The sequence below is a fragment of the Amycolatopsis sp. NPDC028719 genome, assembly GCF_055565395.1.
Genome location: NZ_JBVHUL010000001.1, coordinates 1,434,538 through 1,457,135 on the forward strand (window position 1 = coordinate 1,434,538; position 22,598 = coordinate 1,457,135).

The window sequence follows — 22,598 nt, forward strand, 5'->3', positions numbered from 1 at the left end:
TTTCGCGCTCGGTGCTTCTAGGTTCGCCGCATGAACATCCGTAGCAGGCAGCTCGGCGAACGGCTGCTCCAGCGCATGGCGGAGAAGCACTGGGGTGTCCGTGAGATGTCGCGGAAGCTCGAGGTCAGCGCGCAGTGGGTTTCCTCGGTGACCCGCGGGTTGACGAGGCCGGACCCGGCGCGCCTGGCGAGGTTTTTGACCACGTTGGAGATCAGGGGAGCGGAATACCGCGAGCTGATGGCCATGGCCGACGAAATGCGTAAGCCGGGACTGCTCGTGCGCTCCGAGGACATCCGCACTCTGGTCAGCCACGAAGAACACGCCACCGCCATCTCGGTCTTCCAGGCGAACGTGGTGCCGGGCCTGCTCCAAACCGGCGACTACGCCCGGTCTCTGGCGCTCGGAATGGGCAATCAGCCCGAGCCCGACAAGCTCGATGAACACCTCTTCGCCCGGCTGTCACGTCAGGCGATCCTGACCAGGACACGGGTGCGGTTCCGGTTCTTCCTGCATGAATTCGTGCTGCGTCTCCCGGTCGGTCATCCACGCGTGATGAGTGGCCAGCTCCGGCAGTTGGTGCGGCTGTCCGCCCAGCAGAACGTGGCTATCCGGATCGTCCCGGCGAGCTTGGGTGGCCATCCTGGCTCGGCCGGGCACTTCCAGCTGATGGAGTCGGGCTCGTACCAGCCGGTTGTCTGCATCGAAAGCGAGACCACATCGCTGTTCCTCGAGGAACCGCACGAGATCGAGGCCTACCGGAGGGTGCTGCGCGGACTGGAAGACCGTGCTCTCGGTGAGGCAAACTCACAGGAGTTGATCGCCGACCTCATCGGAGAAGCAGATGCCGGAAGCATGGCGCAAGAGCACCCATAGCAGCCAGGGCGACTGTGTCGAGATTGCCCTCGATCGCCCGGAAGTCCTGATCCGGGACACCAAAGATCGCGAAGGCGGCATCCTCACCGCCTCCGCCGCAACGTGGAGTGAACTGCTTAGCCGACTTCGCTGAACATCGGCGGCAAAGCCTCCGCCAGCCCCATCTTCACCGACTCCACGGGCACCGGAACCGCCCCGGCGCCGGCCATCGGCAACGGCCGGGGCCTGCGCGGCATCCGCGAACCCGCGCCCCCACCGCGGCCCGGGTACACGAGCAACCCCCGGGCCGGATCCGGTACCGCGTCCAGCGCCGCCGTCACGACGGGCAGCGCGCGGAACGCGTCGCGGCTTTGCTCCGACTTGAACTCGATCTCCAGTACGACGCCCCAGCGGTGTTCGTGCCACACCCACTGTTCCGCGCCGTTCGTCAATGCTGCTTCGGTGAGTGCGTCACCGCGGGCGAGCCGCCACAAGGAAGCCGTGGACTCGCCATCGAAGACCTCGATGGTCAGCCAGTGGTCCATGTCGCCGACATTACGCCCGGCAACACCGCACGGGTGTTGCGTTTCGGCCGCGATGGTGTGAGAGGGTATGGCCTGTGATGCGGATCATGGGGCGCCCTCGCGCGCTGGTCGCGGCCGTTGCCGGTGCTCTTCTGCTCGCCGGGTGTGGCTCGGGCCCCAGCCAGGTCGGCGCGGCGACGATCCTCGGTGACCAGTCGTTCGGCCTCGACCGGGTGCAGTCGATGATCGACCAGGCCGTCCACGACCAGCCGTACGCGCAGAAGCTCGCTCGTGAGAACAAGCTCGTCCTGCTGGGCCGGGAGATCGTCCGGCAGGCGGCGCTGCACCAGCTCATCACCTACGCCGCGAAGAAGGAAAACCTCGTCGCGGACCAGGCGAAGATCGCGCAGATCGCCGCGACGCTGCCGGGCGCGCCCGTCGCCGACACCGGGCAGGGCGACCAGCTCGCCGTCGCGCAGATCGCCGCGAACGTGCGCGACCGCGGCGAGCGCGCGTCCGACACCTACCTGGAGCGTCAGCTCGCCGCCAAGTTCCTGCCCAAGCTCGCGGTCAGCGCGGACTACGTCGGCTTCGGCGTCAGCGACCCGAACGACCCCGAGGCCCGGGCGCGGGCGTTCGACGTCGCGAAGCAGTTCGCCGCCGACCCGACGAAGGTCCAGGCCGCCGTGCAGGCTGCGGGCCAGGAGCTCCAGCAGTCCCAGCAGACCGGCCAGCCCGGGCCCAACGGGTTCTCCGACGCCGGCCTCACGTCGGTCTTCGGTGCCGCCCAGTACCCCGCGCTGGCCGAGACCGTGCTGTTCGGCTCTCCGGCGAACAGCGTCATCGCGTTCCAGCCGCGGATGCCGGCCAAGCCCGACTGGTACGTCTTCGTCCTTCGCAGCCGCGGCACCGACCAGGCGGTACCCGCCGACGGGGAGCCGCAGAAGCCGACTGACGACCAGCTGACCGCCATCGGTACCCGTCTGCTCCAGCCCTACGTCGGGGAGAGCGGCCTGCGCGTCAACCCGCGGTACGGCGTGTGGGACGTCGTCACCATGGACGTCGTGCCGAACCTGGACGCCACCCCGGCCCTCCTGCTGCCCTTCGGGGGCCCCGGCCGTACACAGCAGTGAGCACGGGCGTCGTCGTAGTCGTCCGCGGGGCGACCCTGCCCGCCGCGGCGCTGAAGATCCTGCGTGACGCCACCGCGGTGTACGCGGCCACGGACCTCGACGCGAGCGTGTTCGGGGTCCCGGCCATCACCGAGGCGCCGTCGCTGGTGGACGTCGTGCTGCTCGCCGGGTCCCGGAACGAGCCCGCGGCGTCGCTGCTCATCGCGACCGGCGCGGAGGTCATCGAGACGCCGGCGCCGCCGCTGGTCGAGGCCGCCGAGGTGATGGACCGGCTCCGCTCGCCGGGCGGCTGCCCGTGGGACGCGGCCCAGACGCACGATTCGCTCCGGCAGTACCTGGTCGAGGAGACCTACGAGCTGCTCGACGCCATCGAATCCGGCGACCGCGAGGCGCTGCGCGAGGAGCTCGGCGACGTCCTGCTCCAGGTGCTCTTCCACGCGCGGGTCGCGGCGGAGGACGCCGCCGAGCCGTTCGGCATCGACGAGGTCGCCGCCGACCTGGTCGCGAAGCTGGTCGGCCGGCACCCGCACGTCTTCGCCGACGCCGACCGGGTGCACACCGTCGAGCACCAGAACCTCAAGTGGGAAGAGCTCAAGCAGCAGGAGAAGCAGCGCAAGTCCATTGTGGACGGCGTGGCGCTCGGCCAGCCCGCGGTGGCGCTGGCCGGCAAGCTCGGGCAGCGTTCCGGCCGCGCGGGCATCCCGCTCGACCTCTTCCCGGCGGGCACCGGAGCCGCCGCCCAGCTGTTCCGCATCGCGGCGACGGCGCGGCGCGCGGGCGTCGACCCCGAGGGCGAGCTGCGGGCGCTGGCGAAGCAGTTCGCGAACGACGTCCGGGCCGCCGAGCAGGCCGCGCGCGACGCCGGGCTGGAGCCGACGACCCTGGAGGCCGACGGCTGGCGGAAGTTCTGGCCCGCCCCCTCGGTGTGACGCAGCACACAATCGTGTGAGAACCGTTCCGGGCGATCCGGCGTCTTGCCTGGTGTGAGGAAACTGCCACTGGAGGACGCCGACGAGGAGCACCTCGTCCGGCGCACGGCCAAGGGCGACCGCGCGGCGTTCGAGGAGCTCTACCGCCGCACGTCGCCCTGGCTCGCCGTGCGCCTGCGCCGCCGGTGCGCCGACGAGCAGATCGTCGCCGAGGTCATGCAGGAGGCGTACCTGGCCGTGTGGCGCGCGGCGCCGTCGTTCGCGGGGGCCGCGACCGGCGGGACCGCGGTCGGCTGGCTGTGGACGATCGCCGCGCGGCGGCTGGTCGACGCGTTCCGGCGCCGGGCGCACCACGCCGAGGTGCCCGCCGAGGTGGCGCTCGACGTCGCGCCCGTGCCGGCGGCGGAGGACGTGGCCTTGGCGGCGGCGATCGGTGACGAGGTCGGTGACGCGCTGCGCGACCTCGCCCCCGAGCTGCGCGCGGTGCTGCAGGCGATGGTGCTCGACGGGCTGACCGTCCGGGAGACCGCCGTCCTGCTCGGGCTGCCGGAAGGAACCGTCAAGACCCGCGCTCGCCGGGCGCGGTTCGCGATGAAGGAGGCCCTGTCATGACCCATGCGTCGGACGATCTCATCGCCGAGTACGTGGCGGGCAACGGCCTCCCGGCCGACCGGTTGTGGGGTCTGGAAGCGCACCTCGAGACGTGCCGGGTGTGCCGGGCGCGGCTCGCCGAGGTGGCGCCCGTCCAGCCGGTGGTGGACGTCGTCTGGAACCGGCTCGGCGTCGAGATCGAGCTGTCGGGCGTTCCGTTCCACGGGCCGCCCGCGCCGTCCGTGCCGCCCCGGGCGAAGGTCCGGTACCGGCCCCGCCGGCGGTGGCTCGACACGTGGGTCACCCCGGTGATGCTGCCGTGGCTGGGGATGATCGTGCTGGTCACGCTGCTCGCGGTGGCGTTCGACCAGCTCGGGAGCTCGATGCTGGAGGTGACGGCGGTGCAGCTCTTCGCGCCGGTGCTGCCGGTGATGGGCGTCGCCGCGGCGTGGGCGCGGGGGCTGGATCCGGCGTACGAAGTCGTCGTCGCGACCCCGCGGGCCGGGCTGTACCTCATCGCGCGGCGGACGCTGGCGGTGCTCGTCGTCGTCCTGCCGGTGCTCGGGGTCGCCGGCTGGCTGACCGGCACGGCCGTCGCGCTCTGGCTGCTGCCGAGCCTGGCCTTCACCACGGGGACGCTCGCGCTGGGGGGCCTGATCGGGGTCACCCGGGCGGCGTACGCGCTGGTCGCGGTGTGGGCCGCGGGACTGCTGCTGCCCACCGTGGCGATCCACGAGCAAACGTTTGCGCTCAGCACCGGTGCGTTGCCGGCGTGGGCGGGGATCTTCGCACTGACGTCGGTGGCCGTCGCCCTGCACAAGGGCGCGTTCACCCGGCTCGGTGCGCGCAACTAGGGAGGGAACATGCGGGCAGTGGAAGCCGCCGAGGTCGCACCGACGACCTACGCCTGGGAGATCCAGGCCGAAGGGCTGAAGGTGCGGGTCGGGCGGAAGAAGATGGCCGTGAACGGGGTGGACCTGTCACTCGGCAAGGGGGTGCACGGCCTGCTGGGGCCCAACGGCGCGGGCAAGACGACGCTGATCCGGGCGCTGGCGACGGTGCTCCGGCCGGCGGAAGGCAGGCTGTCGCTGCTCGGTGCGCCGGCCGGGGGGCACACCGGGCAGCGCGGCCTGCGCCGGCGGATCGGCTACCTGCCGCAGAACTTCGGGTTCTACAAGCGGTTCACCGTCCGGGAGTTCGTCGAGTACATCGCGTGGCTCAAGGAGGTGTCCAAAGAGGACATCCCGGGTGCGGTGCAGCGCGCGGTCGAGCGGGTGGGGCTCGCCGACCGCGCGGACGACCGGATGAAGACGCTGTCGGGCGGCATGGTCCGGCGGGTCGGGATCGCGCAGGCGATCGTCAACGACCCGGACATCCTGCTGCTGGACGAGCCGACCGCCGGGCTCGACCCGGCGCAGCGCGTGCGGTTCCGCGAGCTGGTGCAGGAGCTCGGCACGGACTCGTGCGTGCTGATCTCGACGCACCTGGTCGAGGACGTGGGCACCGCGTGCTCCGACGTCGTCCTGTTCGACCAGGGCAAGCTGGTGTTCCAGGGGACGCCGGAGGCGCTGGCCGCGGCCGGCACCGCGGAGCACGTGGGCGACAGCCCGATCGAGCGGGGCTACTCGGCACTGCTGAACCACGAGCCGGGCAAGGGGGCCTGGTGATGATCCTGCGCACCGAACTCCGGCGCTCGATCGCGCCCTGGGCCGGGCTGGCACTGCTCGTGGTGGCGCTCGGCCTCCTGTTCCTGCTGACCGGGCCGTGGTGGCACGCGCCCGCGCCGTGGACGGGGAACACGACGACCACCGCCTTGTGGCTGCGGTTCATGCTGGTGTTCCTGTGGCCGATCTCCGTCGGCGCCGGGGCGATCCAGGGGATGCGCGACAGCCGCTCCGGCATGGTCGAGCTGCTGTCCACGACCTCGCGACCGGGCCGGCACCGGGCGATCCGGCTGGCGGGTGCGGTGGGGGCGCTGAGCGCGCTCGGGTTCCTGCTGGTGTTCGGCGTCGGCCTGGTGGAAGTGCTCGGGCACGGCGGGTTCGTGTCGGCGAGCTTCGTGCCGGTGGTGCTCGTCGGGCTGCTCGCCGTCGTGGCGGGGAGCTGGGCGGGCCTGGCGGTCGGGCGGCTGCTGCCGCACCCGCTGACCGCGCCCGCGCTGGCCGTGCTGACCCTGGTGGGGTCGGTGGTGGCCTGGACGTCGCTCGATGAGGGCGTGCTGTCGATGCCGTACAGCCGGTTCGGGCTGCTCGCGCCGACCCTCGGGCAACCCCGGGGCCTGCTGGTGACGACGGCGGCTGCGGTGGACCTCGGGCAGGCGGCGTGGTTCGTGGGGCTCGCCGCCACGGGATTCCTGCTGCTGGCGGCGAATTCCGTGCGGGCCCGGGTGCTCGGTCTGCTGCCGCTGGTGGCCGGGGCCGCGATCGCCTTGCCGGTCTTCCCGGCTTCCGCCGGCGGGCTCCTGGCCCCCGACGGCGTCGCCGCCCAGAAGCTCTGCGACGGGCCGATCTGCGTCACCCGGGCGCACGAGGACAGGCTGGCCGCGCTGGCCGGGCCGGGCCGGGAAGCACTGGCGATGCTGGCGAAGCTGCCCGGCGCGCCGACCCGGATCGAAGAGCGGACCGCGCCGGTATCGTTCTCCACCCCGCCCACCCGCGATCCCGGTGTCGTCTACCTCGACTTCCAACGCGACGACAACCTGCTCACGGCGGACGCGCACGAGCTGCGGCTCGCGGTGCTGTCCGGGGCCGGGCTGCCCACGTGCTTGCCGCCGAGCTACGGCGACCTGGCCGACGTGGGCGGCCGCATGATCGCGGCGGCGTACTTCACCGGCGAGCTGAAGCTGCTGCCCGAGTACGGCGCGAAGTGGCTCGGCCGCCAAGCCGGTCCGGTCGACGATGCGTGGGCGAAGTTCCGCGCGCTGCCGGCCGAGGTCCAGTTTTCGCGGATCGTCGCGCTGCGCCGGATGCTGCTGACCTGCCAGGGCGACCCGATCGACACGCTGGTGCCGGGGGCCATGCGATGAGGTGGGCGGCGCTCTACGCGCGGTCGCGGCAGGCCCCGGCGGCGTTCGCGGCCTTGCTGGTGGCCACGGCGGGCGTGTGGTTCCTGGCGCGCGACTCGTGGTCCCCGATCGCGGTCATGCTGACGCTGACGTCGGGCATCGCGGTGGCGGCGATCGGCCTCAGCGGCCAGGACCCGGACATGGACCGCACCGCGGCGCTCCCGTGGCCGGTCCGCCGGTTCGCGCACCTGGCCCTGATCGGCCTGACGGCCGGGGGCGCGGTGCTGGCGGTCCAAGAGCTGGGCGCGCTGACTGTCGACTTGTCGATCATCCTGCGCGATGCGGCCGGGTTGCTGGGCCTGGCCGGCCTGGCGGCAACGGTCGCGGGCGGCCAGTACGGCTGGACGCTCCCGCTCGCCTGGGCGGCCACCACCCCTTTCGTCCAGGACGACGGCTCGACGACGAGCCACGTCGTGGCCTGGATGCTGCAGCCGGCGGGGACGGCGGCGGCGACGTGGACGGCGATGGTCCTGGCGGTCGGGGGGACAGCGGCCTACACGGCGAGGGGCGGTCGCCGCTGACATCAAGCCATCCGGCGAGGCCGCCACGGGGGACCCCCAGGCTCCCGTGGCGGCCGCCGGATCACGTCCTCAGACGTCGCGGATGTTCGTCTCCAGATCGAGCGGCTCCCGGTCCCAGTCCTCCACCCCGAACGCCAGGATCCGCGAAGGGTGGATCCGGATCACGGCGTCGTCGAAGTGGTTGTCCGGCAGGTTCACCTCGGTCAGCGCCTCCGCGCGGCCGCGGATCTCCAGGCAGCGCACGCGCCACGGGTCCGTCGACGGCAGGTCGTCGACGACGAACGCGACGTGGTCGTCGGCCGCCAGGTTGCGGAACTTCTTGCTGCCGCGCAGGTTGTGGCCGGTGACGTCGATCGTCTTCTCGTCCGGGTTGTAGCGGAACCCGACCGGGTTGACCTGCAGGGTTCCGTTCGGCTGCCGGGTGGCGAGCCGGCCCAGCGGCTGGGCGTCGAGGTAGGCGAGCTCTGCTTCGGTGAACATGCCCCGAAGCATTCAACTTCAAGGGAGGTTGAAGTCAAGCGAACGGGCCGCCGAAGGCCAGTTCCGTGAAACGCGAGGCGATGCGACGGTGCGCCGCCTCGTCCGGGTGCAGCTCGTCCGGCAAGGGGAACTCCGCGTAGTCGGCCGGCCCGTACAGCGAAAGTCCGTCCAGGTAGTGCAGATGCGGGTCCTGGCGCTGCGAGACGATGCCCGCCAGCTCGTCCCGGATCACCTCGAGCGTGAGTTTGCCGGCCGCGACCTCACCCGGGTCGCCGGTGGCCCGGAACCGCACCACTCCCGAAGCCAGCGCCGCGTGGTCGAAGTCGCCGGGGCCGGGCGTCCGCTCGTGGATCGGGCAGTACAACGGCGACACGACCAGCAGCGGCGCCGACGGGTGGCCCTCGCGGATCGTGTCCAGGAACCCGTGCACCGCCGGGCCGAACGCACGCAGGCGCATCAGGTCGGCGTTGACGATGTTGATGCCGATCTTGACGCTGAGCACGTCGGCCGGGGTGTCCCGCAGCGCGCGGGCGGTGAACGGGTCCAGCATCGCGTTGCCGCTGAAACCCAGGTTGACCAGCTCGACCCCGGCGGAGACCGCGGCCTGCGCGACCCACGTCGCCGAGGGGCTGAGCGCGTTCGAGCCCTGGCTGATCGAACTGCCGTGGTGCAGCCACACCTTGCCCATGGCCGGCGCGGGCTCGACGGGAGCGTCCGTGCGCAGCGCCACCAGCTCCGTCATTTCGTTGTGCGGCAACCAGATCTCGACGTCCTTGAGGTGCCCGGGCAGGCCGGTGAACCGCACGCCGCCGGGCGCGGTCGCCTGGGCGGCGAGCTTGCCGTCGACGAGCAGGTCGTACACGCCGTCCGGACGGCGTGGCGCGTCCGGGTACTCGATCTTGGTCGGCACTGTCTCCAGTTCGATGACGGCGGCCGTCGTGCGGAACCGCACGCGGACCCCGGCCGGCTGCGCCGAGGCCATCGCGAGCCGCGGGTCGGTGTTCTGCGCTCGCGCGCGGGCGGGGAGCCGGTGCGCCACCAGGCCGCGGGGAGTGGGTTCGAGTTCGAGGGCGCCGCGCACCAGGTCGGCGGTCAGCGGGGTGGTGATCACGGTCGTGGCCAATCGCGGAGAAGGGAATCGAGGACGTCGAGGAGGCGGGTCCAGCTGGCGCCGGACGCGGGCGGGCTGTGGTCGAAGCCGCCGTCGGCTTCGAGGGCGACGAACCCGCGGAAGAAGCTGCCGAGCAGCCGGACGGCGTGCGTCTGGTCCGGCCCGGTCAGGTCGTAGCCGCGCAGGATCGCGCGCATCAGCTGCGCGTGCCGCACGCCCGCGCTCGCCGCCGCGGTCTCCGGGTCGAGCCGCAACTGCGCCGCGGCGAACCGGCCGGGGTGCTCGCGGGCGTAGTCGCGGTAGACGCCGGCGAACGCGACCAGCGCCTCCCGTCCGGCCCGCCCGGCCAGCGCGGCGGCGGCCCGGTCGGCGAGCTCGTCCAGCGCCAGCAGCGCGATCCGCGTCCGCAGGTCGTGCGCGTTCTTGACGTGCGAATACAGGCTGGCGACCTTGACGTCGAACCGCCGCGCGAGCTCCGACGGCGTCACGCGGTCGAACCCGATCTCGTCGGCCAGCTCGGCGCCCGCGCGGACCAGCCGCTCGGTCGTCACCCCGGCACGTGCCATCATCGCTGCCTCCTCTTCCTAAACCCAACGTAGAACTTCCTAAAGGGTTTAGGCAAGGGGATATGATGGCGGTCATGCGCCGCCAAGCCGTCAGCTCCTCGACGATCGCGTCGATCGGCTACGACCGGGAGCAGCACCTCCTGGAGATCGAGTTCGTGAACGGCAGCGTCTACCGGTACCGGCTGGTGCCCGAGTCCGTGCACCGCGACCTGATGGGCGCGCTGAGCCAGGGCCGGTTCTTCAACCAGCGGATCCGCGACGTGTATCCGACCGAACAGGTCGACTAGGCGAAGAGCCCCTCGCCCCAGTAACCGGTCGGCGAGACGCCCGGCGGCACCGCGAAGTGCGCCGAACCCGTGTGCTGGACGTACTCCATCATCGCGTCCTTCGACGACAGCGCCTGCTGCATCGGCACGTACTGCTTCCGCGTGTCCCGGTTGAACGCCAGGAAGAACAGCCCGGCCTCGAGGTGCCCGACGCCGTCGGATCCGTCGACGAAGTTGTAGCCGCGGCGCAGGATCCGCACGCCGTTCAGGGCCTGGTGCGACGCCAGCCGGACGTGCGCGTCCTCCGGGATCACCTTCTCGCCGCCCGCGCCGCCGACGTCGAGGTCCAGCTCGTCGAACTCCGCGGTCTGGCCCAGCGGGGCGCCGGTGCCCTTGGTGCGGCCGACGATCTTCTGCTGGCCGTCGAGGGTTTCGCGGTCCCACGTCTCGATGTGCATCCGGATCCGGCGCGCCACCAGGTAGCTGCCGCCGGCCATCCACGCCTGGCCGTCGGCCGCCGTGGCCCACACCTGGTCGCGCAGGAAGTCGGTGTCCTCGGACTTGATGTTGTTCGTGCCGTCCTTGAACCCGAACAGGTTCCGGGGCGTCTGCTGCGCGCGCGACGTCGACGAGCTGCGGCCGAAGCCGAGCTGCGACCAGCGGACCTCGGTGACGCCGAAGCCGAGCCGCACCAGGTTGCGGACCGCGTGCACCGCCACCTGCGGGTCGTCCGCGCAGGCCTGGATGCACAGGTCGCCGCCGCCGCGGGCCGGGTCGAGCTTGTCCTTCGGGAACAGCGGCAGGTCGATCAGCTGCGGCGGCCGCTTCCCCGCGAGGCCGAAACGGCCGTCGAACAGCGACGGGCCGAAGCCGATCGTCAGCGTCAGGTGCGACGCAGGCAGGTCGAGCGCCTCGCCGGTGTCGCCGGGCGGCGCGTGGTCACCGCTGCCGACCGCGCCGTTCGGCACGACCTCCTGGCCCGCCGTCATCCGGCGGGCCGCGTCGGTCCACGTCTTCAGCAGCTGCCGCAGCTTCTCGCGGTCGACGGTGGCTGTGACATCCAAGGCCACGAAGTGCAGGTTCGCCTGGGCCGGCGTGACGATCCCGGCTTGGTGCTCGCCGTGGAAGTCGACGGTGCTCACCGCCGCTTCGGCGCTGCCGCCGGCCGCCTTGTCGATCCCGATGCCCGCCGCGGCGCCGGCGCCGGCGAGCGCGACACCCGCTCCCGCCAGGCCGAACAGCTTCCGGCGGGAGACGCGGGTGCCGTCTTCGCTCACTTGGACACGACCTCCGCGACCTTGCTCAGCGGCTCGCTCAGGGCGTCGACGGCCGAGGCGAACTCCTTGATCTGATCCTGCGACAGCTCGGTGTACAGCTTGAAGCCGTCACCGGCGCGCGTCTTGTCCAGCAGACCCTGGACGTTCGCGAACTCCTTGTCCAAAGTGGACACGAGCGCGACGTCCCGCTCCTGCAGCACCGGCCGCAACGAGGCGATCGCGCCCTTCGAACCGTCCACGTTGGCCTGGAAGTCCCACAGGTCGGTGTGCGAGAAGGTCTCTTCCTCGCCGGTGATCTTGCCGGTGGCGACCTCGTCGAGCAGGCCCTTCGCGCCGTTGGCCAGGTCGAGCGCGGTCAGCTCGAGGGTCTTGGACTTGGCGACGAGGTCCTTGACGTCGGTGAGCAGCTTGTCCGCGATCTGCGGGCTGTCGGCCTGCAGGCCGGTCACGTAGAGGTCCTTCTCGAGGCGGTGGAAGCCGGTGAACCGCTGGCCCGGCTCGAGGTCCGCCTCGCGGACGTCGATGGCCGGGTCCAGGTCGCCGAACTTCTCGGCGACCGGCTCGATGCGCTCGTAGTAGATGCGCGTGCGCGCGTACGCGGCCTTCGCCTCGTCGGCCTTGCCGGCCTTGACGAGGCCGACGAACTTGCCTGTCTCCTCCTCCAGCGCGGCGGAGTTGTTGGCGACGTAGTCGGCGTAGCTCTTGGTGGCCTGGGCCTTCTGCGCGTTGGCGTCGGCCTGCTTCGGCGCGCCACCGGTGATGGTGAAGTCGCCGCGGATGCCGTTGCCGGCCATGCCCGGCTTGCACGCCGTCTGGTACTTGCCGGCGTCGGAGGCTTCGACGATCAGGCGCCGGTTGAGCCCGGGCGCGATGTTCTCGACCTCGCCGACGATCCGGTCGCCCTCGGCGTAGAGGTAGAACTCGGTGACCTTGGTGCCCTTGTTGGTGATCTCGAAGGTCACGTTGCCCGCGGCGGCGGTGTTCGCGGAGACGTTGCACGCGGTGTCCGACGCCTCGACCTTGATCGGACCGCCCGTCGTGCCGGTCTCGTTCCCGGTGCTGCCCTGGCTGTCGCACGCGGCCAGCGTCACCAGTACGGCGGCGCCGGCCACCACGGCCAGCGGGGTTCTGGGGGTCTTGCGCACGGTCACTCCTTCGAGGCGGCCGCGGCGGCGGGGGCCGGCGCGGTCTTCTTGCTGGGCTTGAGGAAGAGGGGCAGCACGATGACGACGTAGGCGACCCACGCGACGGCCTGCAGCACGGTCGTCTGCTGCGAGTAGTTGAAGATGCCCTTGAGCAGGGCGCCGTACCAGGACGTCTCGGGCAGCGTCGCCGAAGCGTCGAAGGCGAGGGTGTGGATGCCGGGCAGGAAGGCGGCCTCCTGCAGGTCGTGGAGGCCGTAGCCGAGCACGCCCGCGGCGACGAACACCAGCAGGACACCGGTGATCGTGAAGAACTTCCCGAGGTTGAACCGCACCGCGCCCTTGTAGAGCAGCCATGCGAGCACGACGGCGGTGGCGATGCCGATGGCGAAGCCGATCAGCGGCTGCACGGTGTCCGACTGCGCGGCCTGGACGGTGGAGTAGAAGAACACCGCCGTTTCCAGGCCTTCGCGCCCGACCGCGAGGAACGACAGCAGCAGCACGGCCATCGGGCCGACGTCCAGCGCGTCGTCCATCTTCCCGCGCAGCTCGGCGGCGATGCTCTTGGACGCCTTGCGCATCCAGAAGATCATCGCGGTGACGAACACGACGGCGACGATCGACAGGCTCCCGCCGAGCAGCTCCTGGTGCTCGAAGGACAGCTGGGCGGTCGTGAACGTCAGGATCGCGCCGACGGCGACCGACAGCAACACGGCGGCGCCGACGCCCGGCCACACCCAGCGCAGCGCGTGGCGCCGGTCGGTCTTGACCAGGAACGCCACCAGGATGCTGACGACCAGCGCGGCTTCCAGGCCTTCGCGCAGCCCGATCAGCGCGCTCGAGAACAACACCGGTCCGCCTCCTGAGTTTTTCTGGGTCCAGGAAGTTTTTAGGTAAGGCTCACCTGTAAGTCCAGTGAGCCTACGTCGATCCGAAACGATGCAATCGGACAAAGGGGACTCCGTAGCAAAGTTAGGTTAGGGTAACCGCAGGTCAGGGCCTTGCGCGTCGACTCGATAACGAATTTTGTGACGTCGCTGGCAGCGGACCTGTTTTTACCCTCCGTTTGCCTGGTCACGCGGCTGGCGGACCCTCTTGAGTGGCTCCGTAACCTGTTCGGGTGGCCGAAACCGCTCAGCCGACCGTCACGCCTCCGTCGTCGCCTCCGGGCGGCCCGCCCAGGCGGTACATCGGCCGGGTGGCCCTGGCGCTCGGGCTCGTCGTCACCGGCGTGGTCCTCGTCCTCACGATCGGGGTCCGGAACCCGGACGCCCCGGCCGCGCCCCCGCCGGCGCAACCGGCGCTGGCCATCCCGGAGCAGCGTCCGCAGCCCGGCGCCGAGTCGCCACGCGCCGGGCTCGCCGCCCCGGTCGACCGGCCGGCGGTGTCCGACCAGGCCGAGCTGGACGCGTGGGCGACGCGCGTCGCGGACAAGACGCACCTCCCGGCGCGCGTGCTCGCCGCGTACGGCCGGGCGGAGATGTGGATGCAGCGGCAGAAGCCGACGTGCCACCTGTCGTGGGCGACGCTGGCGGGCATCGGCCGGGTCGAGGCCGGTCGCGGGGACTTCGACGCTTCGGCGATCGGCGCGGGCGGCCGCGTCGCGAAGCCGGTGGTCGGCCCGCCGCTGGACGGCTCACCGGGCGTCCCGGCGGTGCACGACACGGACGGCGGCAAGCTCGACGGCGACAAGTCGTGGGACCACGCCATCGGCCCGCTGCAGTTCCTGCCGTCGACGTGGAAGAAGTACCAGGAGCGCGCCAACGGCGACGGCGGCACACCGGACCCGCAGAACGTGGACGACGCGGCCTTCACGGCCGCGCGCTACCTGTGTTCGGGCGGCGACGACCTGGGTACCCCGGCCGGCTGGTGGCGCGCGATCCTGTTCTACAACCCGGGAGTCCCGTACGGCCAGGACGTCTTCAGCGCGGCGGACGCCTTCGCGGAGGCGAGCGTCGCACCGTGAGTCAGAGCTCCCGGTCGGCGAACAACGGCGTGACGGCCATCAGCACCAGCAGCAGCAAGCCGGCGTAGGCACCCAGCGTGGCGAAGATCGACATTTCCGGTTCCTCCCTCGATCGGTCTGGAACCAGCTTCGCCGGAGGAGGGGGTGCCGCGAATCGGCCGAGGGGCCCGGACCGATCGGCCGAAAGTCTGATCTCCGGGGGGCCGATCGGCACTGGCCGTCAGGAATCGCGCAGGGCGATGTGCGCCTTGACCTCGCTGATCGCCTCGAGGTACTCCGGCACCGGGTTCATCGCCGACGCCATCCGCATCTGGGCCAGCGCCTCGACGAACCGGCCGAGGCGCTGCAGGGTCCGGCCCAGGACGAACCGGGCGTAGTGGTCCGTCGGGTCCAGCTCCAGCACCCGGGTGAGCGCCTGCTCGGCGCGCCGCAGCTGGGCGGAGTGGAAGTACGCGCGCCCAGCCAGGAGGTGGACCGACGGCTTGTCCGTTTCGGATTCCAGCAGGGGCTGCAACGCCTTCAGCGCTTCGAGCGGACGACGGCGGCCGACCAGTTCTTCCGCCTGGCGGAAGGCGTGAAACCGCGACTCCTCGGGAGGCTGCGAAGCAGCTGCGGCGTCCGTCATGGTCACTCCCACGTTACCCCGGAGGAGGGGCTGGCACACGCCTCCGATCGGGACGTGATGGACTGTTCCGCCATGAGCAGCGGGTACCGGGGCCTGGCGCCCTACCTCTACTACGCCGACGCCACGGCGGCGCTCGCCTGGCTGACCAGGGTCTTCGGGTTCACCGAGGAGCTCCGGTTCTGCGACGGGGCCGGCGAGGTCTTCCAGGCGACGCTGCGCGCGGGCGACGCGCGGATCCAGATCGCCGGCGTCGGGCCGGACTACTGGCAGGCCAAGGGCGTCGACGGGCCGGTCGGCCAGCTCAACATCCTCTACGTCGACGACGTCGACGACGCCTACGCGCGGGTCGAGGCGGCGCTCGGTGACGAGGGCGAGCTCGACCCGCCGCAGGACCAGCCCTACGGCGCCCGGGTGTTCACCGTCGCCGACCTCGGCGGCAACAGCTGGACGTTCTGGCAGCAGACGTCCGAGACCGTGGAGCTGCCGCCCGGCTGGCAGGCCGTCCGCGCGGACGGCTGAGGAAGTGCCGAGGACCGCCCTGCTACCGGCCGTGCCTCCAACGGGTGAACTGCGGCGACGGCTAGGCTGGGCGCGAAACCGCAGGCACGACGCACCGAGGAGCATGGCGTGGCTCTCATCGAGCAGGTAGGCGCGCGCGAGATTCTGGACTCGCGCGGCAACCCGACCGTCGAGGTGGAGGTGGCTCTCGACGACGGCACCCTGGCGCGGGCCGCGGTCCCGTCGGGTGCGTCCACCGGTGAACACGAGGCGGTCGAGCTCCGCGACGGCGACACCGGCCGCTACAACGGCAAGGGCGTCGAGCGCGCGGTCGCCGCGGTCCTCGACGAGATCGGCCCCGAGATGGTCGGCATCGAAGCCGTCGACCAGCGGATCGTCGACCAGAAGCTGGTCGACCTCGACGGCACGCCGGCGAAGTCCCGCCTCGGCGCGAACGCCATCCTCGGCGTCTCGCTGGCCGTCGCGAAGGCCGCCGCCGAGTCGGCCGAGCTGGAGCTGTTCCGCTACCTGGGCGGCCCGAACGCGCACGTGCTGCCCGTGCCGATGCTGAACATCCTCAACGGTGGTTCGCACGCGGACAGCAACGTCGACGTCCAGGAGTTCATGATCGCGCCGATCGGCGCGGAGACCTTCCGCGAGGCCCTGCGCTGGGGCGCCGAGGTCTACCACTCGCTGAAGTCGGTGCTGAAGGGCCGCGGCCTTTCGACCGGTCTGGGCGACGAAGGCGGCTTCGCGCCGAACCTGGCGAACAACCGCGAGGCGCTCGACCTGATCCTGCAGGCCATCGAGAAGGCCGGCTACACCCCGGGCCGCGACGTCGCGCTCGCGCTGGACGTCGCCGCGACCGAGTTCTTCGCCGACGGCGCGTACACCTTCGAGGGCAGCAAGAAGAGCGCCGAGCAGATGTCGGCCTACTACGCCGAACTGATCCGCGACTACCCGATGGTCTCCATCGAGGACCCGCTGAGCGAGGACGACTGGGACGGCTGGGTCACCCTGACCGCCGACATCGGCGAGAAGGTCCAGATCGTCGGCGACGACCTGTTCGTCACCAACCCGGACCGCCTGGAAGAGGGCATCACCCGCCGCGCCGCCAACGCGCTGCTGGTGAAGGTCAACCAGATCGGCACCCTGTCCGAGACGCTCGACGCGATTTCGCTCGCCACGTCGTTCGGCTACAAGTCGATGATGAGCCACCGCTCCGGCGAGACCGAGGACACGTTCATCGCCGACCTCGCGGTCGCCACCGGCGTCGGCCAGATCAAGACCGGCGCCCCGGCCCGCGGCGAGCGGATCGCCAAGTACAACCAGCTGCTGCGCATCGAGGAAACCCTCGGTGACGCCGCCCGCTACGCCGGCGAGCTGGCCTTCCCGCGGTTCAGCGCCGAGGGCTGAGCATGGCCGACCGGGGGAGGACGACGCGCAACCGCCGAGGCGGCGGCGGGGCTTCGCGGGCCAACCGGCCCGCGCCGGCCCGCCGTCCCGAGGCGGTCCGGCGCCGCACCGGCGACGTGGAGACGACCCGGACCCGGCTGCGCCGGAGCCTGGCGGCGAAGCGCGCGTCCGGCGCGGCGAAGGTGCTCGGCATGTCCACCACCCGCCGCGCGGCGGTGGTGGCGATCGTGGTGTGCGCGCTGGCGTTCACCATCGCCGTGCCCCTGCGCACGTACCTCGCCCAGCGGACCGAGATCCGCGAACAGCAGGCGCAGCAGGCCCAGCTGCAGCAGACGGTCGCTCAGCTCCAGGGCCGCAAGGCGGAGCTGAGCGACCCGGCGCAGATCGAGGCCGAGGCCCGGCGCCGGCTGCGCTACGTCAAGCCGGGCGAGACGCCATACATCGTCCAGCTGCCCGAGGACAAGGCCCCGGACGCGGCGCCGCAGCAGGGACAGCAGCAGGTCCCGGACGGTTCCTGGTACGAGAACCTCTGGAACCAGGTCTCCGGCGGCTGACCCCGACCCGTCACTTTCGTGGGGAAAGATGCGTCCAGGGCCCCGCGCGACATCACTTTCGTAGGGAAAGATGCGTCTCCGGGTGGGGTCGCGTGGGCGCGGTCGGGGTGGTGCGGCGCACGCTCTAACCTGGAGCGCGTGAACAGCACGCAGCAGCACCGGTTCGAGCCCGTCACCGACGCCGACCGCGAGATCATCGCGGAGCAGCTCGGACGGCCGCCGCGGGCGCTGCGGGCCGTGGCCGCGCGGTGCCCGAGCGGCCACCCGTCGGTGGTGCAGACCAGCCCGCGGCTGGAGAACGGCACCCCGTTCCCGACGCTCTACTACCTGACCTGCCCGAAGCTGAACTCGATGATCGGCACGATCGAGGCCTCCGGGATCATGAAGGAGATGACCGAGCGGCTCACCACCGATCCCGAGCTCGCCGCGCGGTACCAGCGCACCCACGAGACTTACCTCGCCGAGCGCGACGCGATCGAGCCGCTCGGCCACCAGGTCACCGCCGGGGGCATGCCCGGGCGCGTCAAGTGCCTGCACGTGCACGTGGCGCACTCGCTCGCGGTCGGTCCGGGCGTGAATCCGTTCGGTGACGAGACGTTGGAGCTCCTTAAGGCGAACGGGTGGCCCACGGGAGACTGTGTCGAGTAACGCTCGCGCGTCGTAAACAGATAACTGGGCTGGGTGAGCGAAAACCCCCGTCCGGCGAGATCCAGACTCCCGAAGGGGTGAAACCGCGCCCCGGGTACGGCAGGCTGTCACCCGAGGGTGGGACCGAACCGGCCAGGAGGGCTCAGAGCAATGCGCGTGCGGCGACTGCCTGACGCAGTCGGAAGCCACACCCGAAGATTCGGGATCCGCCACCGCACCGCGTACCCCCTGATCACCGGCATCTTCGCGGTGCTCCCGGCGCTGGTCGCCGGCGGCGGCACCCTCGGCTGGCTCGGCGGCACCGGTGACCACACCCGCGACGCCGCCCTCGGCCAGGGCTACGACCCCGGGCACGCGGCCATCCAGCAGATCGCCGTCGACGGCACCCTCCCCGGCGCGCCCACCCCGCTGCCGCTCCCGGCGTACGAACTCCCCGACGGCCCCCTCGGCATCCCCGCCACCGCGCTCGCCGCGTACAAGAACGCCGCCGACATCCTCGGCCGCGAGCAGGCCGCGTGCCACATCGACTGGGCCCTGATCGCCAGCATCGGCCGGATCGAGTCCAACCACGCGCGCGGCGGGTACGTCGACGCGGACGGCACCACGCGTGAGCCGATCCTCGGCCCGCAGCTCAACGGCCAGGGCGCGTTCGCCGCGATCCCGGACACCGACCACGGCGAGCTCGACACGGACCCGGTGTGGGACCGCGCGGTCGGCCCGACGCAGTTCATCCCGGCGACCTGGCGCGGGTACGCCTCCGACGGCAACGGCGACGGCAAGTCCGACCCCAACAACATCTTCGACGCGGCCCTGGCCACCGGCCGCTACCTCTGCTCCGGCGGCTTCGACCTGGCGAACCCGGACCAGCTGCGCGGCGCGATCTACCGGTACAACAACTCCGACACGTACGTGAACACCGTGATCCTGTGGGCCGAGGCCTACCGCAACGGGATCATGCAGGTGCCGGACAGCACGGTCCCGATCGGCGCCCCGAACGCGGCGGCCGGCCCGCCCGCGCCGGCGGTCCCGCCGCCCCCGGTCCCGACGACGACACCGAGCGCGCCGACGACCACGCCGACCAGCCAGGGCACATCAACGTCGAAACCGCCGGCGTGCCGCCCGCCGACCACGACGGTCACCACGACGACGGTCACGAGTGTGACCACGACGACCCCGCCGCCGACGACGACCACGACGCCTCCGGCCGAAACCTCACCGAGCCCGACGCCGACCCCGACACCGACGTGCGGCCAGACGGTCACCTCGGTCAGCACGACGACCACCCTGACCACGACCACAGCGCCGCCGGCCACCCCCACGCCGTGACCGCGAAGGCGTCACTTTCGTAGGGAAAGATGCGTATTCGGCCCCGCGAGTGGCACTTTCACGACGAAAGTGGCGGGTTGGCTAGGGTGGATCGCATGCCTCGTGTTGCCGCGATCGACTGTGGGACCAACTCCATCCGCCTGCTCGTCGCCGAGCTGACGCCGCGCCACGACGGCACGGTCGACCTGCGCGACCTGCACCGCGAGATGCGGATCGTCCGGCTCGGCCAGGGCGTCGACGCCACCGGGCAGCTGGCGCCCGAAGCCATCGAACGCACCCGGGCCGCGCTCGCCGACTACACGGCCGCCGCCCGGCGCAAGGGTGTCGAGAAGGTGCGGATGGTCGCCACCTCCGCCACCCGCGACGCGAAGAACCGCGACGACTTCTTCCGCATGACGCGCGAGACCCTCGGCGTCGAGGCCGAGGTGATCACCGGCGACGAGGAGGCCCGGCTGTCCTTCACCGGCGCGGTCGGCGAGCAGGACCCGGACGACGGCCCGTTCGTCGTGGCCGACGTCGGCGGCGGCTCGACCGAGCTCGTCCTCGGCACCTGGGACGGCCGCAAGGCCGAGGTGATCGCGGCGAAGTCCGTCGACATCGGCTGCGTCCGGATCACCGAGCGCGCGCTGAAGAGCGACCCGCCGACGGCGGAAGAGATCGCGGCGGCCCGCGACCTGGCCGGCAAGGTCCTGACCGAGGCGTTCGACGTCGTCGACGTCGCCCGCGCGAAGACCTGGGTCGGCGTCGCCGGCACGGTGACCACGCTTTCGGCGATCGCGCTCGGGCTGCCGGAGTACGACAGCGACCGCGTCCACCTGTCGAAGCTCGGTCCCGCGGACATCGACCGGCTCGCGACGAAGCTGCTGGCCGAAAACCACGCCACCCGTGCGGCGAACCCGGTGATCCACCCCGGCCGCGTCGACGTGATCGCCGGCGGCGCGGTGGTGGTCCAGACCCTCGCCGAGCAGCTCGCGGCCCGCGGCGGCCCGACCGAGCTGGTGGTCAGCGAGCACGACATCCTGGACGGGATCGCCCTCTCGCTCGCGTGAGTCCGGTTCCGGCCACCCAGGCCTCTTGACAACCACCCCACCGACCCGTTCGGACATCCGAAAGAGCTTGCGCCACAACGGGAATCGAACACGAACCGAACGTGAGCGCGTGATGACCACGTGTCCGCGCTAGGCCGTCCGGAGTACCCGAATTCCTACGTTGGTCGTGCTCCAACCAGGTGGTCCTGACGACCGTCACTGATTTGCAACACCGCAGTCCTGTGATCGGCTTCGCCGCCCCCGATAGCGTGCGTCTCACCTTTCGGACAGACGGAGATGGAGGGGACATGCGTCGTTCGCGCAGGCTCTGGGGACCCACGGTGGTGATGACCTCGCTGGCGCTCGCGCTCGCCGCGTGCGGCGGCGGTTCGGGCAGCTCCGCGGGCGCCGGCGAGACGGACCCGGACGGCACGGTCAGCGTCTACGGCACCGAACCGCAGAACGCACTGGTCCCGACCAACATCAACGACCTCGGCGGCACGAAGGCCATCCAGGCGATGTTCGCCACGCTGGTCGGCTTCAAGGGTGCGGACGCCAAGCCGTTCAACCTGATGGCGGACTCGATCACCACGACCGACTCCAAGGTCTACGACATCAAGATCAAGCAGGGCTGGAAGTTCCACGACGGCACCGAGGTGAAGGCGCACAACTTCATCGACGCCTGGAACTACGGCGCCTACGCGCCGAACGGCCAGCTCAACACGGACTTCTTCTCGAACATCCAGGGGTACAAGGACGTCCACCCCGAGGACGAGAACGCCAAGCCCGCCACCGACAAGATGTCCGGCCTGGTGCAGAAGGGCGACTACGAGTTCCAGGTGACGCTCAGCTCGCCGTTCTCGGTGTTCGACATCAAGGTCGGCTACCAGGCGTTCGCGCCGCTGCCCGACGCGTTCTTCAAGGACCCCAAGGCGTTCGAGCAGCACCCGATCGGCAACGGCCCGATGAAGTTCGTCTCGCGGACGCCGAACCAGGACATCAAGCTCACCCGCAACGACGGCTACCAGGGTGACGACAAGGTCCACTTCAAGGACCTGAACATCAAGATCTACTCCAGCCAGGAGACCGCCTACCAGGACCTGCTGAGCGGGCGGCTCGACTTCATGGAGGCGCTGCCGCCGTCGGCGGTCGCGGGCGGCAAGTACAAGGCCGACCTCGGCGACCGGCTCGTCACCGGCCACCTGCTCGGGGTCAGCACCATCGCCGTGCCGTACTACGTGCCGGGCTACGACAACCTCGAGCTGCGCAAGGCCATCTCGATGTCGATCGACCGCGCGCAGATCACCAAGACCGTCATGAACGACACCTACGTCCCGCTGGACGGGTACGTCGCCCAGGGCATCACCGGTGCCCGGTCGGGGGTCTGCCAGTTCTGCAAGTTCGACCCGGCGGCGGCCAAGGAGGCCTTCGCGAAGTCCGGCTTCAAGGGCAAGCTGACCATCGCGTCCAACGCGGACGGCGGCCGCAAGGAACCGCTGGTCGCGGCGTGCAACAGCATCAAGAACACCCTCGGCGTCGAGTGCGACTTCGTGCCGGCCACCGACTTCGGCCAGTGGCGCAGCATCGTCACCGGCAAGAAGCTGACCGGCATGGGCCGCTCCGACTGGTCGGCGGACTACCCGTCCATCGAGGACTTCCTCAACCCGATCTACAAGACCGGCGGCTCCTCGAACGACTCGTCGTACTCGAACCCGCAGGTCGACGCGCTCCTCGCGCAGGCGGACGCCACCGCCGACAAGGAGGCGGCGGTCAAGCTGTACCAGCAGGCCGAGGACCTGATCGCGAAGGACCTGCCGTCGATCCCGACGTGGGACGAGAAGGGCGTCGCGGCGAAGTCGAAGAACCTCAAGTCCGCGGCCCTGGACTTCCGGCGCATGCCGGACTACCCGTCCATCGAGGTCCTGAAGAAGTAGTGACGCGCTGATCTGCCGCACCCACCACCACGCCGTCGTGGGGGGGGAAAAGGGGTGGGGCACTGTTTCTCCCTCCCGACAGCCGGCGCGCACTAGGAAAGTCCTGATCCTTTCTGTCCTTCTATGGGTGCTCCAGCTGACTTCCGT

26 protein-coding genes are annotated in these 22,598 nt (G+C 71.0%); 18 read left to right on the plus strand and 8 right to left on the minus strand.

Annotation, left to right across the window (positions count from 1 at the left end):
* Positions 1–30: 30 nt before the first annotated feature.
* Both ACZ4TR_RS07120 and ACZ4TR_RS07125 read left to right on the plus strand, forming a co-directional pair.
* Positions 31–873 carry a helix-turn-helix domain-containing protein gene (locus ACZ4TR_RS07120; RefSeq protein WP_465286136.1) on the plus strand — a complete coding sequence of 281 codons (843 nt, stop codon included), beginning with the start codon at positions 31–33 and terminating at the stop codon, positions 871–873.
* Positions 842–1,006 carry a DUF397 domain-containing protein gene (locus ACZ4TR_RS07125; RefSeq protein ID WP_465286137.1) on the plus strand — a complete coding sequence of 55 codons (165 nt, stop codon included), beginning with the start codon at positions 842–844 and terminating at the stop codon, positions 1,004–1,006. The genes ACZ4TR_RS07120 and ACZ4TR_RS07125 overlap by 32 nt, the downstream gene beginning before the upstream one ends.
* Here the strand turns inward: ACZ4TR_RS07125 and ACZ4TR_RS07130 are convergent.
* Entirely contained in the window at positions 990–1,397 is a 408-nt protein-coding gene (locus ACZ4TR_RS07130; RefSeq protein ID WP_364523632.1) for a hypothetical protein, read from the minus strand. The two genes, ACZ4TR_RS07125 and ACZ4TR_RS07130, sit on opposite strands and share 17 nt — an antisense overlap.
* Before the next feature lie 86 nt (positions 1,398–1,483).
* Between ACZ4TR_RS07130 and ACZ4TR_RS07135 the strand changes: the two genes are divergently transcribed.
* Genes ACZ4TR_RS07135 through ACZ4TR_RS07165 form a run of 7 tightly spaced genes read left to right on the plus strand, consistent with a single transcriptional unit; the run spans position 1,484 to position 7,614 of the window.
* The gene (locus ACZ4TR_RS07135) at positions 1,484–2,509 is read left to right on the plus strand and encodes a hypothetical protein (protein WP_465286138.1); all 1,026 of its coding nucleotides are present in this window, start codon (positions 1,484–1,486) and stop codon (positions 2,507–2,509) included.
* Positions 2,506–3,438 (plus strand): nucleoside triphosphate pyrophosphohydrolase, encoded by a 933-nt coding sequence (locus tag ACZ4TR_RS07140; protein ID WP_465286139.1) that lies wholly within the window; start codon positions 2,506–2,508, stop codon positions 3,436–3,438. Before ACZ4TR_RS07135 ends, ACZ4TR_RS07140 begins: the two co-directional genes overlap by 4 nt.
* A 54-nt stretch (positions 3,439–3,492) precedes the next feature.
* A complete protein-coding gene (locus tag ACZ4TR_RS07145; RefSeq protein ID WP_364523626.1) occupies positions 3,493–4,050 on the plus strand; it encodes an RNA polymerase sigma factor in 558 nt (185 codons plus the stop codon).
* The gene (locus ACZ4TR_RS07150; RefSeq protein WP_465286140.1) at positions 4,047–4,883 is read left to right on the plus strand and encodes a zf-HC2 domain-containing protein; all 837 of its coding nucleotides are present in this window, start codon (positions 4,047–4,049) and stop codon (positions 4,881–4,883) included. Before ACZ4TR_RS07145 ends, ACZ4TR_RS07150 begins: the two co-directional genes overlap by 4 nt.
* 9 nt (positions 4,884–4,892) lie before the next feature.
* Positions 4,893–5,696, plus strand: coding sequence for an ABC transporter ATP-binding protein (locus tag ACZ4TR_RS07155; protein WP_465286141.1), 804 nt, complete (start codon positions 4,893–4,895; stop codon positions 5,694–5,696).
* Positions 5,696–7,054, plus strand: a complete 1,359-nt coding sequence (locus tag ACZ4TR_RS07160) for a hypothetical protein (protein WP_465286142.1) — start codon at positions 5,696–5,698, stop codon at positions 7,052–7,054. The genes ACZ4TR_RS07155 and ACZ4TR_RS07160 overlap by 1 nt, the downstream gene beginning before the upstream one ends.
* Positions 7,051–7,614: a hypothetical protein gene (locus tag ACZ4TR_RS07165; RefSeq protein WP_465286143.1), complete on the plus strand. Its 564-nt coding sequence runs from the start codon at positions 7,051–7,053 to the stop codon at positions 7,612–7,614. Before ACZ4TR_RS07160 ends, ACZ4TR_RS07165 begins: the two co-directional genes overlap by 4 nt.
* 69 nt (positions 7,615–7,683) lie before the next feature.
* On the opposite strand, the gene ACZ4TR_RS07170 is transcribed toward ACZ4TR_RS07165, so the two are convergent.
* From ACZ4TR_RS07170 to ACZ4TR_RS07180, 3 genes are read right to left on the minus strand one after another with little or no spacing between them, the layout of a single operon-like run.
* Positions 7,684–8,094 (minus strand): PPOX class F420-dependent oxidoreductase, encoded by a 411-nt coding sequence (locus ACZ4TR_RS07170; protein WP_465286144.1) that lies wholly within the window; start codon positions 8,092–8,094, stop codon positions 7,684–7,686.
* A 34-nt stretch (positions 8,095–8,128) separates the two neighbouring features.
* Positions 8,129–9,205: an SGNH/GDSL hydrolase family protein gene (locus ACZ4TR_RS07175; RefSeq protein ID WP_465286311.1), complete on the minus strand. Its 1,077-nt coding sequence runs from the start codon at positions 9,203–9,205 to the stop codon at positions 8,129–8,131.
* Positions 9,202–9,771, minus strand: coding sequence for a TetR/AcrR family transcriptional regulator (locus tag ACZ4TR_RS07180; RefSeq protein WP_465286312.1), 570 nt, complete (start codon positions 9,769–9,771; stop codon positions 9,202–9,204). The genes ACZ4TR_RS07175 and ACZ4TR_RS07180 overlap by 4 nt, the downstream gene beginning before the upstream one ends.
* Before the next feature lie 74 nt (positions 9,772–9,845).
* Between ACZ4TR_RS07180 and ACZ4TR_RS07185 the strand changes: the two genes are divergently transcribed.
* Positions 9,846–10,058: a KTSC domain-containing protein gene (locus tag ACZ4TR_RS07185; protein ID WP_465286145.1), complete on the plus strand. Its 213-nt coding sequence runs from the start codon at positions 9,846–9,848 to the stop codon at positions 10,056–10,058.
* On the opposite strand, the gene efeB is transcribed toward ACZ4TR_RS07185, so the two are convergent.
* The 3 genes from efeB to efeU are packed head-to-tail and all read right to left on the minus strand — an operon-like array spanning position 10,055 to position 13,307.
* Positions 10,055–11,314 (minus strand): iron uptake transporter deferrochelatase/peroxidase subunit, encoded by a 1,260-nt coding sequence (gene efeB, locus ACZ4TR_RS07190; protein WP_465286146.1) that lies wholly within the window; start codon positions 11,312–11,314, stop codon positions 10,055–10,057. The two genes, ACZ4TR_RS07185 and efeB, sit on opposite strands and share 4 nt — an antisense overlap.
* Positions 11,311–12,465, minus strand: a complete 1,155-nt coding sequence (gene efeO / locus ACZ4TR_RS07195) for an iron uptake system protein EfeO (protein ID WP_465286147.1) — start codon at positions 12,463–12,465, stop codon at positions 11,311–11,313. Before efeO ends, efeB begins: the two co-directional genes overlap by 4 nt.
* Positions 12,462–13,307, minus strand: coding sequence for an iron uptake transporter permease EfeU (gene efeU / locus ACZ4TR_RS07200; protein ID WP_465286148.1), 846 nt, complete (start codon positions 13,305–13,307; stop codon positions 12,462–12,464). Before efeU ends, efeO begins: the two co-directional genes overlap by 4 nt.
* 269 nt (positions 13,308–13,576) lie before the next feature.
* On the opposite strand from efeU, the gene ACZ4TR_RS07205 reads away from it, so the two are divergent.
* Positions 13,577–14,422, plus strand: coding sequence for a lysozyme family protein (locus tag ACZ4TR_RS07205; protein WP_465286149.1), 846 nt, complete (start codon positions 13,577–13,579; stop codon positions 14,420–14,422).
* 220 nt (positions 14,423–14,642) lie between these two features.
* Here ACZ4TR_RS07205 and ACZ4TR_RS07210 read toward each other — a convergent pair whose 3' ends face one another.
* Entirely contained in the window at positions 14,643–15,047 is a 405-nt protein-coding gene (locus ACZ4TR_RS07210) for a tetratricopeptide repeat protein (protein WP_465286150.1), read from the minus strand.
* A 72-nt stretch (positions 15,048–15,119) separates the two neighbouring features.
* Between ACZ4TR_RS07210 and ACZ4TR_RS07215 the strand changes: the two genes are divergently transcribed.
* From ACZ4TR_RS07215 to ACZ4TR_RS07245, 7 genes are all read left to right on the plus strand, one after another.
* Complete coding sequence (locus ACZ4TR_RS07215; RefSeq protein ID WP_465286151.1) at positions 15,120–15,566, plus strand: VOC family protein; 447 nt, start codon at positions 15,120–15,122, stop codon at positions 15,564–15,566.
* Positions 15,567–15,674: 108 nt separating this feature from the next.
* Positions 15,675–16,961, plus strand: coding sequence for a phosphopyruvate hydratase (eno, locus tag ACZ4TR_RS07220; protein WP_086682649.1), 1,287 nt, complete (start codon positions 15,675–15,677; stop codon positions 16,959–16,961).
* A 2-nt stretch (positions 16,962–16,963) separates the two neighbouring features.
* Positions 16,964–17,515, plus strand: coding sequence for an FtsB family cell division protein (locus ACZ4TR_RS07225; protein WP_465286152.1), 552 nt, complete (start codon positions 16,964–16,966; stop codon positions 17,513–17,515).
* A 138-nt stretch (positions 17,516–17,653) separates the two neighbouring features.
* Positions 17,654–18,163, plus strand: a complete 510-nt coding sequence (locus ACZ4TR_RS07230; RefSeq protein ID WP_465286153.1) for a DUF501 domain-containing protein — start codon at positions 17,654–17,656, stop codon at positions 18,161–18,163.
* Between the two features lie 150 nt (positions 18,164–18,313).
* On the plus strand, positions 18,314–19,489 hold the full coding sequence (locus tag ACZ4TR_RS07235; RefSeq protein ID WP_465286154.1) for a lytic transglycosylase domain-containing protein: 1,176 nt from the start codon (positions 18,314–18,316) through the stop codon (positions 19,487–19,489).
* Positions 19,490–19,584: 95 nt separating this feature from the next.
* Positions 19,585–20,538: a Ppx/GppA phosphatase family protein gene (locus ACZ4TR_RS07240; RefSeq protein WP_465286155.1), complete on the plus strand. Its 954-nt coding sequence runs from the start codon at positions 19,585–19,587 to the stop codon at positions 20,536–20,538.
* Positions 20,539–20,825: 287 nt separating this feature from the next.
* A complete protein-coding gene (locus ACZ4TR_RS07245) occupies positions 20,826–22,451 on the plus strand; it encodes a peptide ABC transporter substrate-binding protein (protein WP_465286156.1) in 1,626 nt (541 codons plus the stop codon).
* The last annotated feature ends 147 nt before the right edge of the window (positions 22,452–22,598 follow it).

Excerpts from the sequence above, each read along its gene's own strand:
- ACZ4TR_RS07150 (WP_465286140.1), top strand. The coding sequence starts at position 4,047 with ATGACCCATGCGTCGGACGATCTCATCGCCGAGTACGTGGCGGGCAAC.
- ACZ4TR_RS07235 (WP_465286154.1), top strand. The coding sequence starts at position 18,314 with ATGCGCGTGCGGCGACTGCCTGACGCAGTCGGAAGCCACACCCGAAGA.
- ACZ4TR_RS07125 (WP_465286137.1), top strand. The coding sequence starts at position 842 with ATGCCGGAAGCATGGCGCAAGAGCACCCATAGCAGCCAGGGCGACTGT.
- ACZ4TR_RS07185 (WP_465286145.1), top strand. The coding sequence starts at position 9,846 with ATGCGCCGCCAAGCCGTCAGCTCCTCGACGATCGCGTCGATCGGCTAC.
- ACZ4TR_RS07135 (WP_465286138.1), top strand. The coding sequence starts at position 1,484 with ATGGGGCGCCCTCGCGCGCTGGTCGCGGCCGTTGCCGGTGCTCTTCTG.
- ACZ4TR_RS07160 (WP_465286142.1), top strand. The coding sequence starts at position 5,696 with ATGATCCTGCGCACCGAACTCCGGCGCTCGATCGCGCCCTGGGCCGGG.
- ACZ4TR_RS07240 (WP_465286155.1), top strand. The coding sequence starts at position 19,585 with ATGCCTCGTGTTGCCGCGATCGACTGTGGGACCAACTCCATCCGCCTG.
- ACZ4TR_RS07120 (WP_465286136.1), top strand. The coding sequence starts at position 31 with ATGAACATCCGTAGCAGGCAGCTCGGCGAACGGCTGCTCCAGCGCATG.
- ACZ4TR_RS07170 (WP_465286144.1), bottom strand. The coding sequence starts at position 8,094 with ATGTTCACCGAAGCAGAGCTCGCCTACCTCGACGCCCAGCCGCTGGGC.
- ACZ4TR_RS07130 (WP_364523632.1), bottom strand. The coding sequence starts at position 1,397 with ATGGACCACTGGCTGACCATCGAGGTCTTCGATGGCGAGTCCACGGCT.
- ACZ4TR_RS07155 (WP_465286141.1), top strand. The coding sequence starts at position 4,893 with ATGCGGGCAGTGGAAGCCGCCGAGGTCGCACCGACGACCTACGCCTGG.
- ACZ4TR_RS07210 (WP_465286150.1), bottom strand. The coding sequence starts at position 15,047 with ATGACGGACGCCGCAGCTGCTTCGCAGCCTCCCGAGGAGTCGCGGTTT.
- ACZ4TR_RS07180 (WP_465286312.1), bottom strand. The coding sequence starts at position 9,771 with ATGGCACGTGCCGGGGTGACGACCGAGCGGCTGGTCCGCGCGGGCGCC.
- ACZ4TR_RS07225 (WP_465286152.1), top strand. The coding sequence starts at position 16,964 with ATGGCCGACCGGGGGAGGACGACGCGCAACCGCCGAGGCGGCGGCGGG.
- ACZ4TR_RS07215 (WP_465286151.1), top strand. The coding sequence starts at position 15,120 with ATGAGCAGCGGGTACCGGGGCCTGGCGCCCTACCTCTACTACGCCGAC.
- ACZ4TR_RS07165 (WP_465286143.1), top strand. The coding sequence starts at position 7,051 with ATGAGGTGGGCGGCGCTCTACGCGCGGTCGCGGCAGGCCCCGGCGGCG.
- ACZ4TR_RS07245 (WP_465286156.1), top strand. The coding sequence starts at position 20,826 with ATGCGTCGTTCGCGCAGGCTCTGGGGACCCACGGTGGTGATGACCTCG.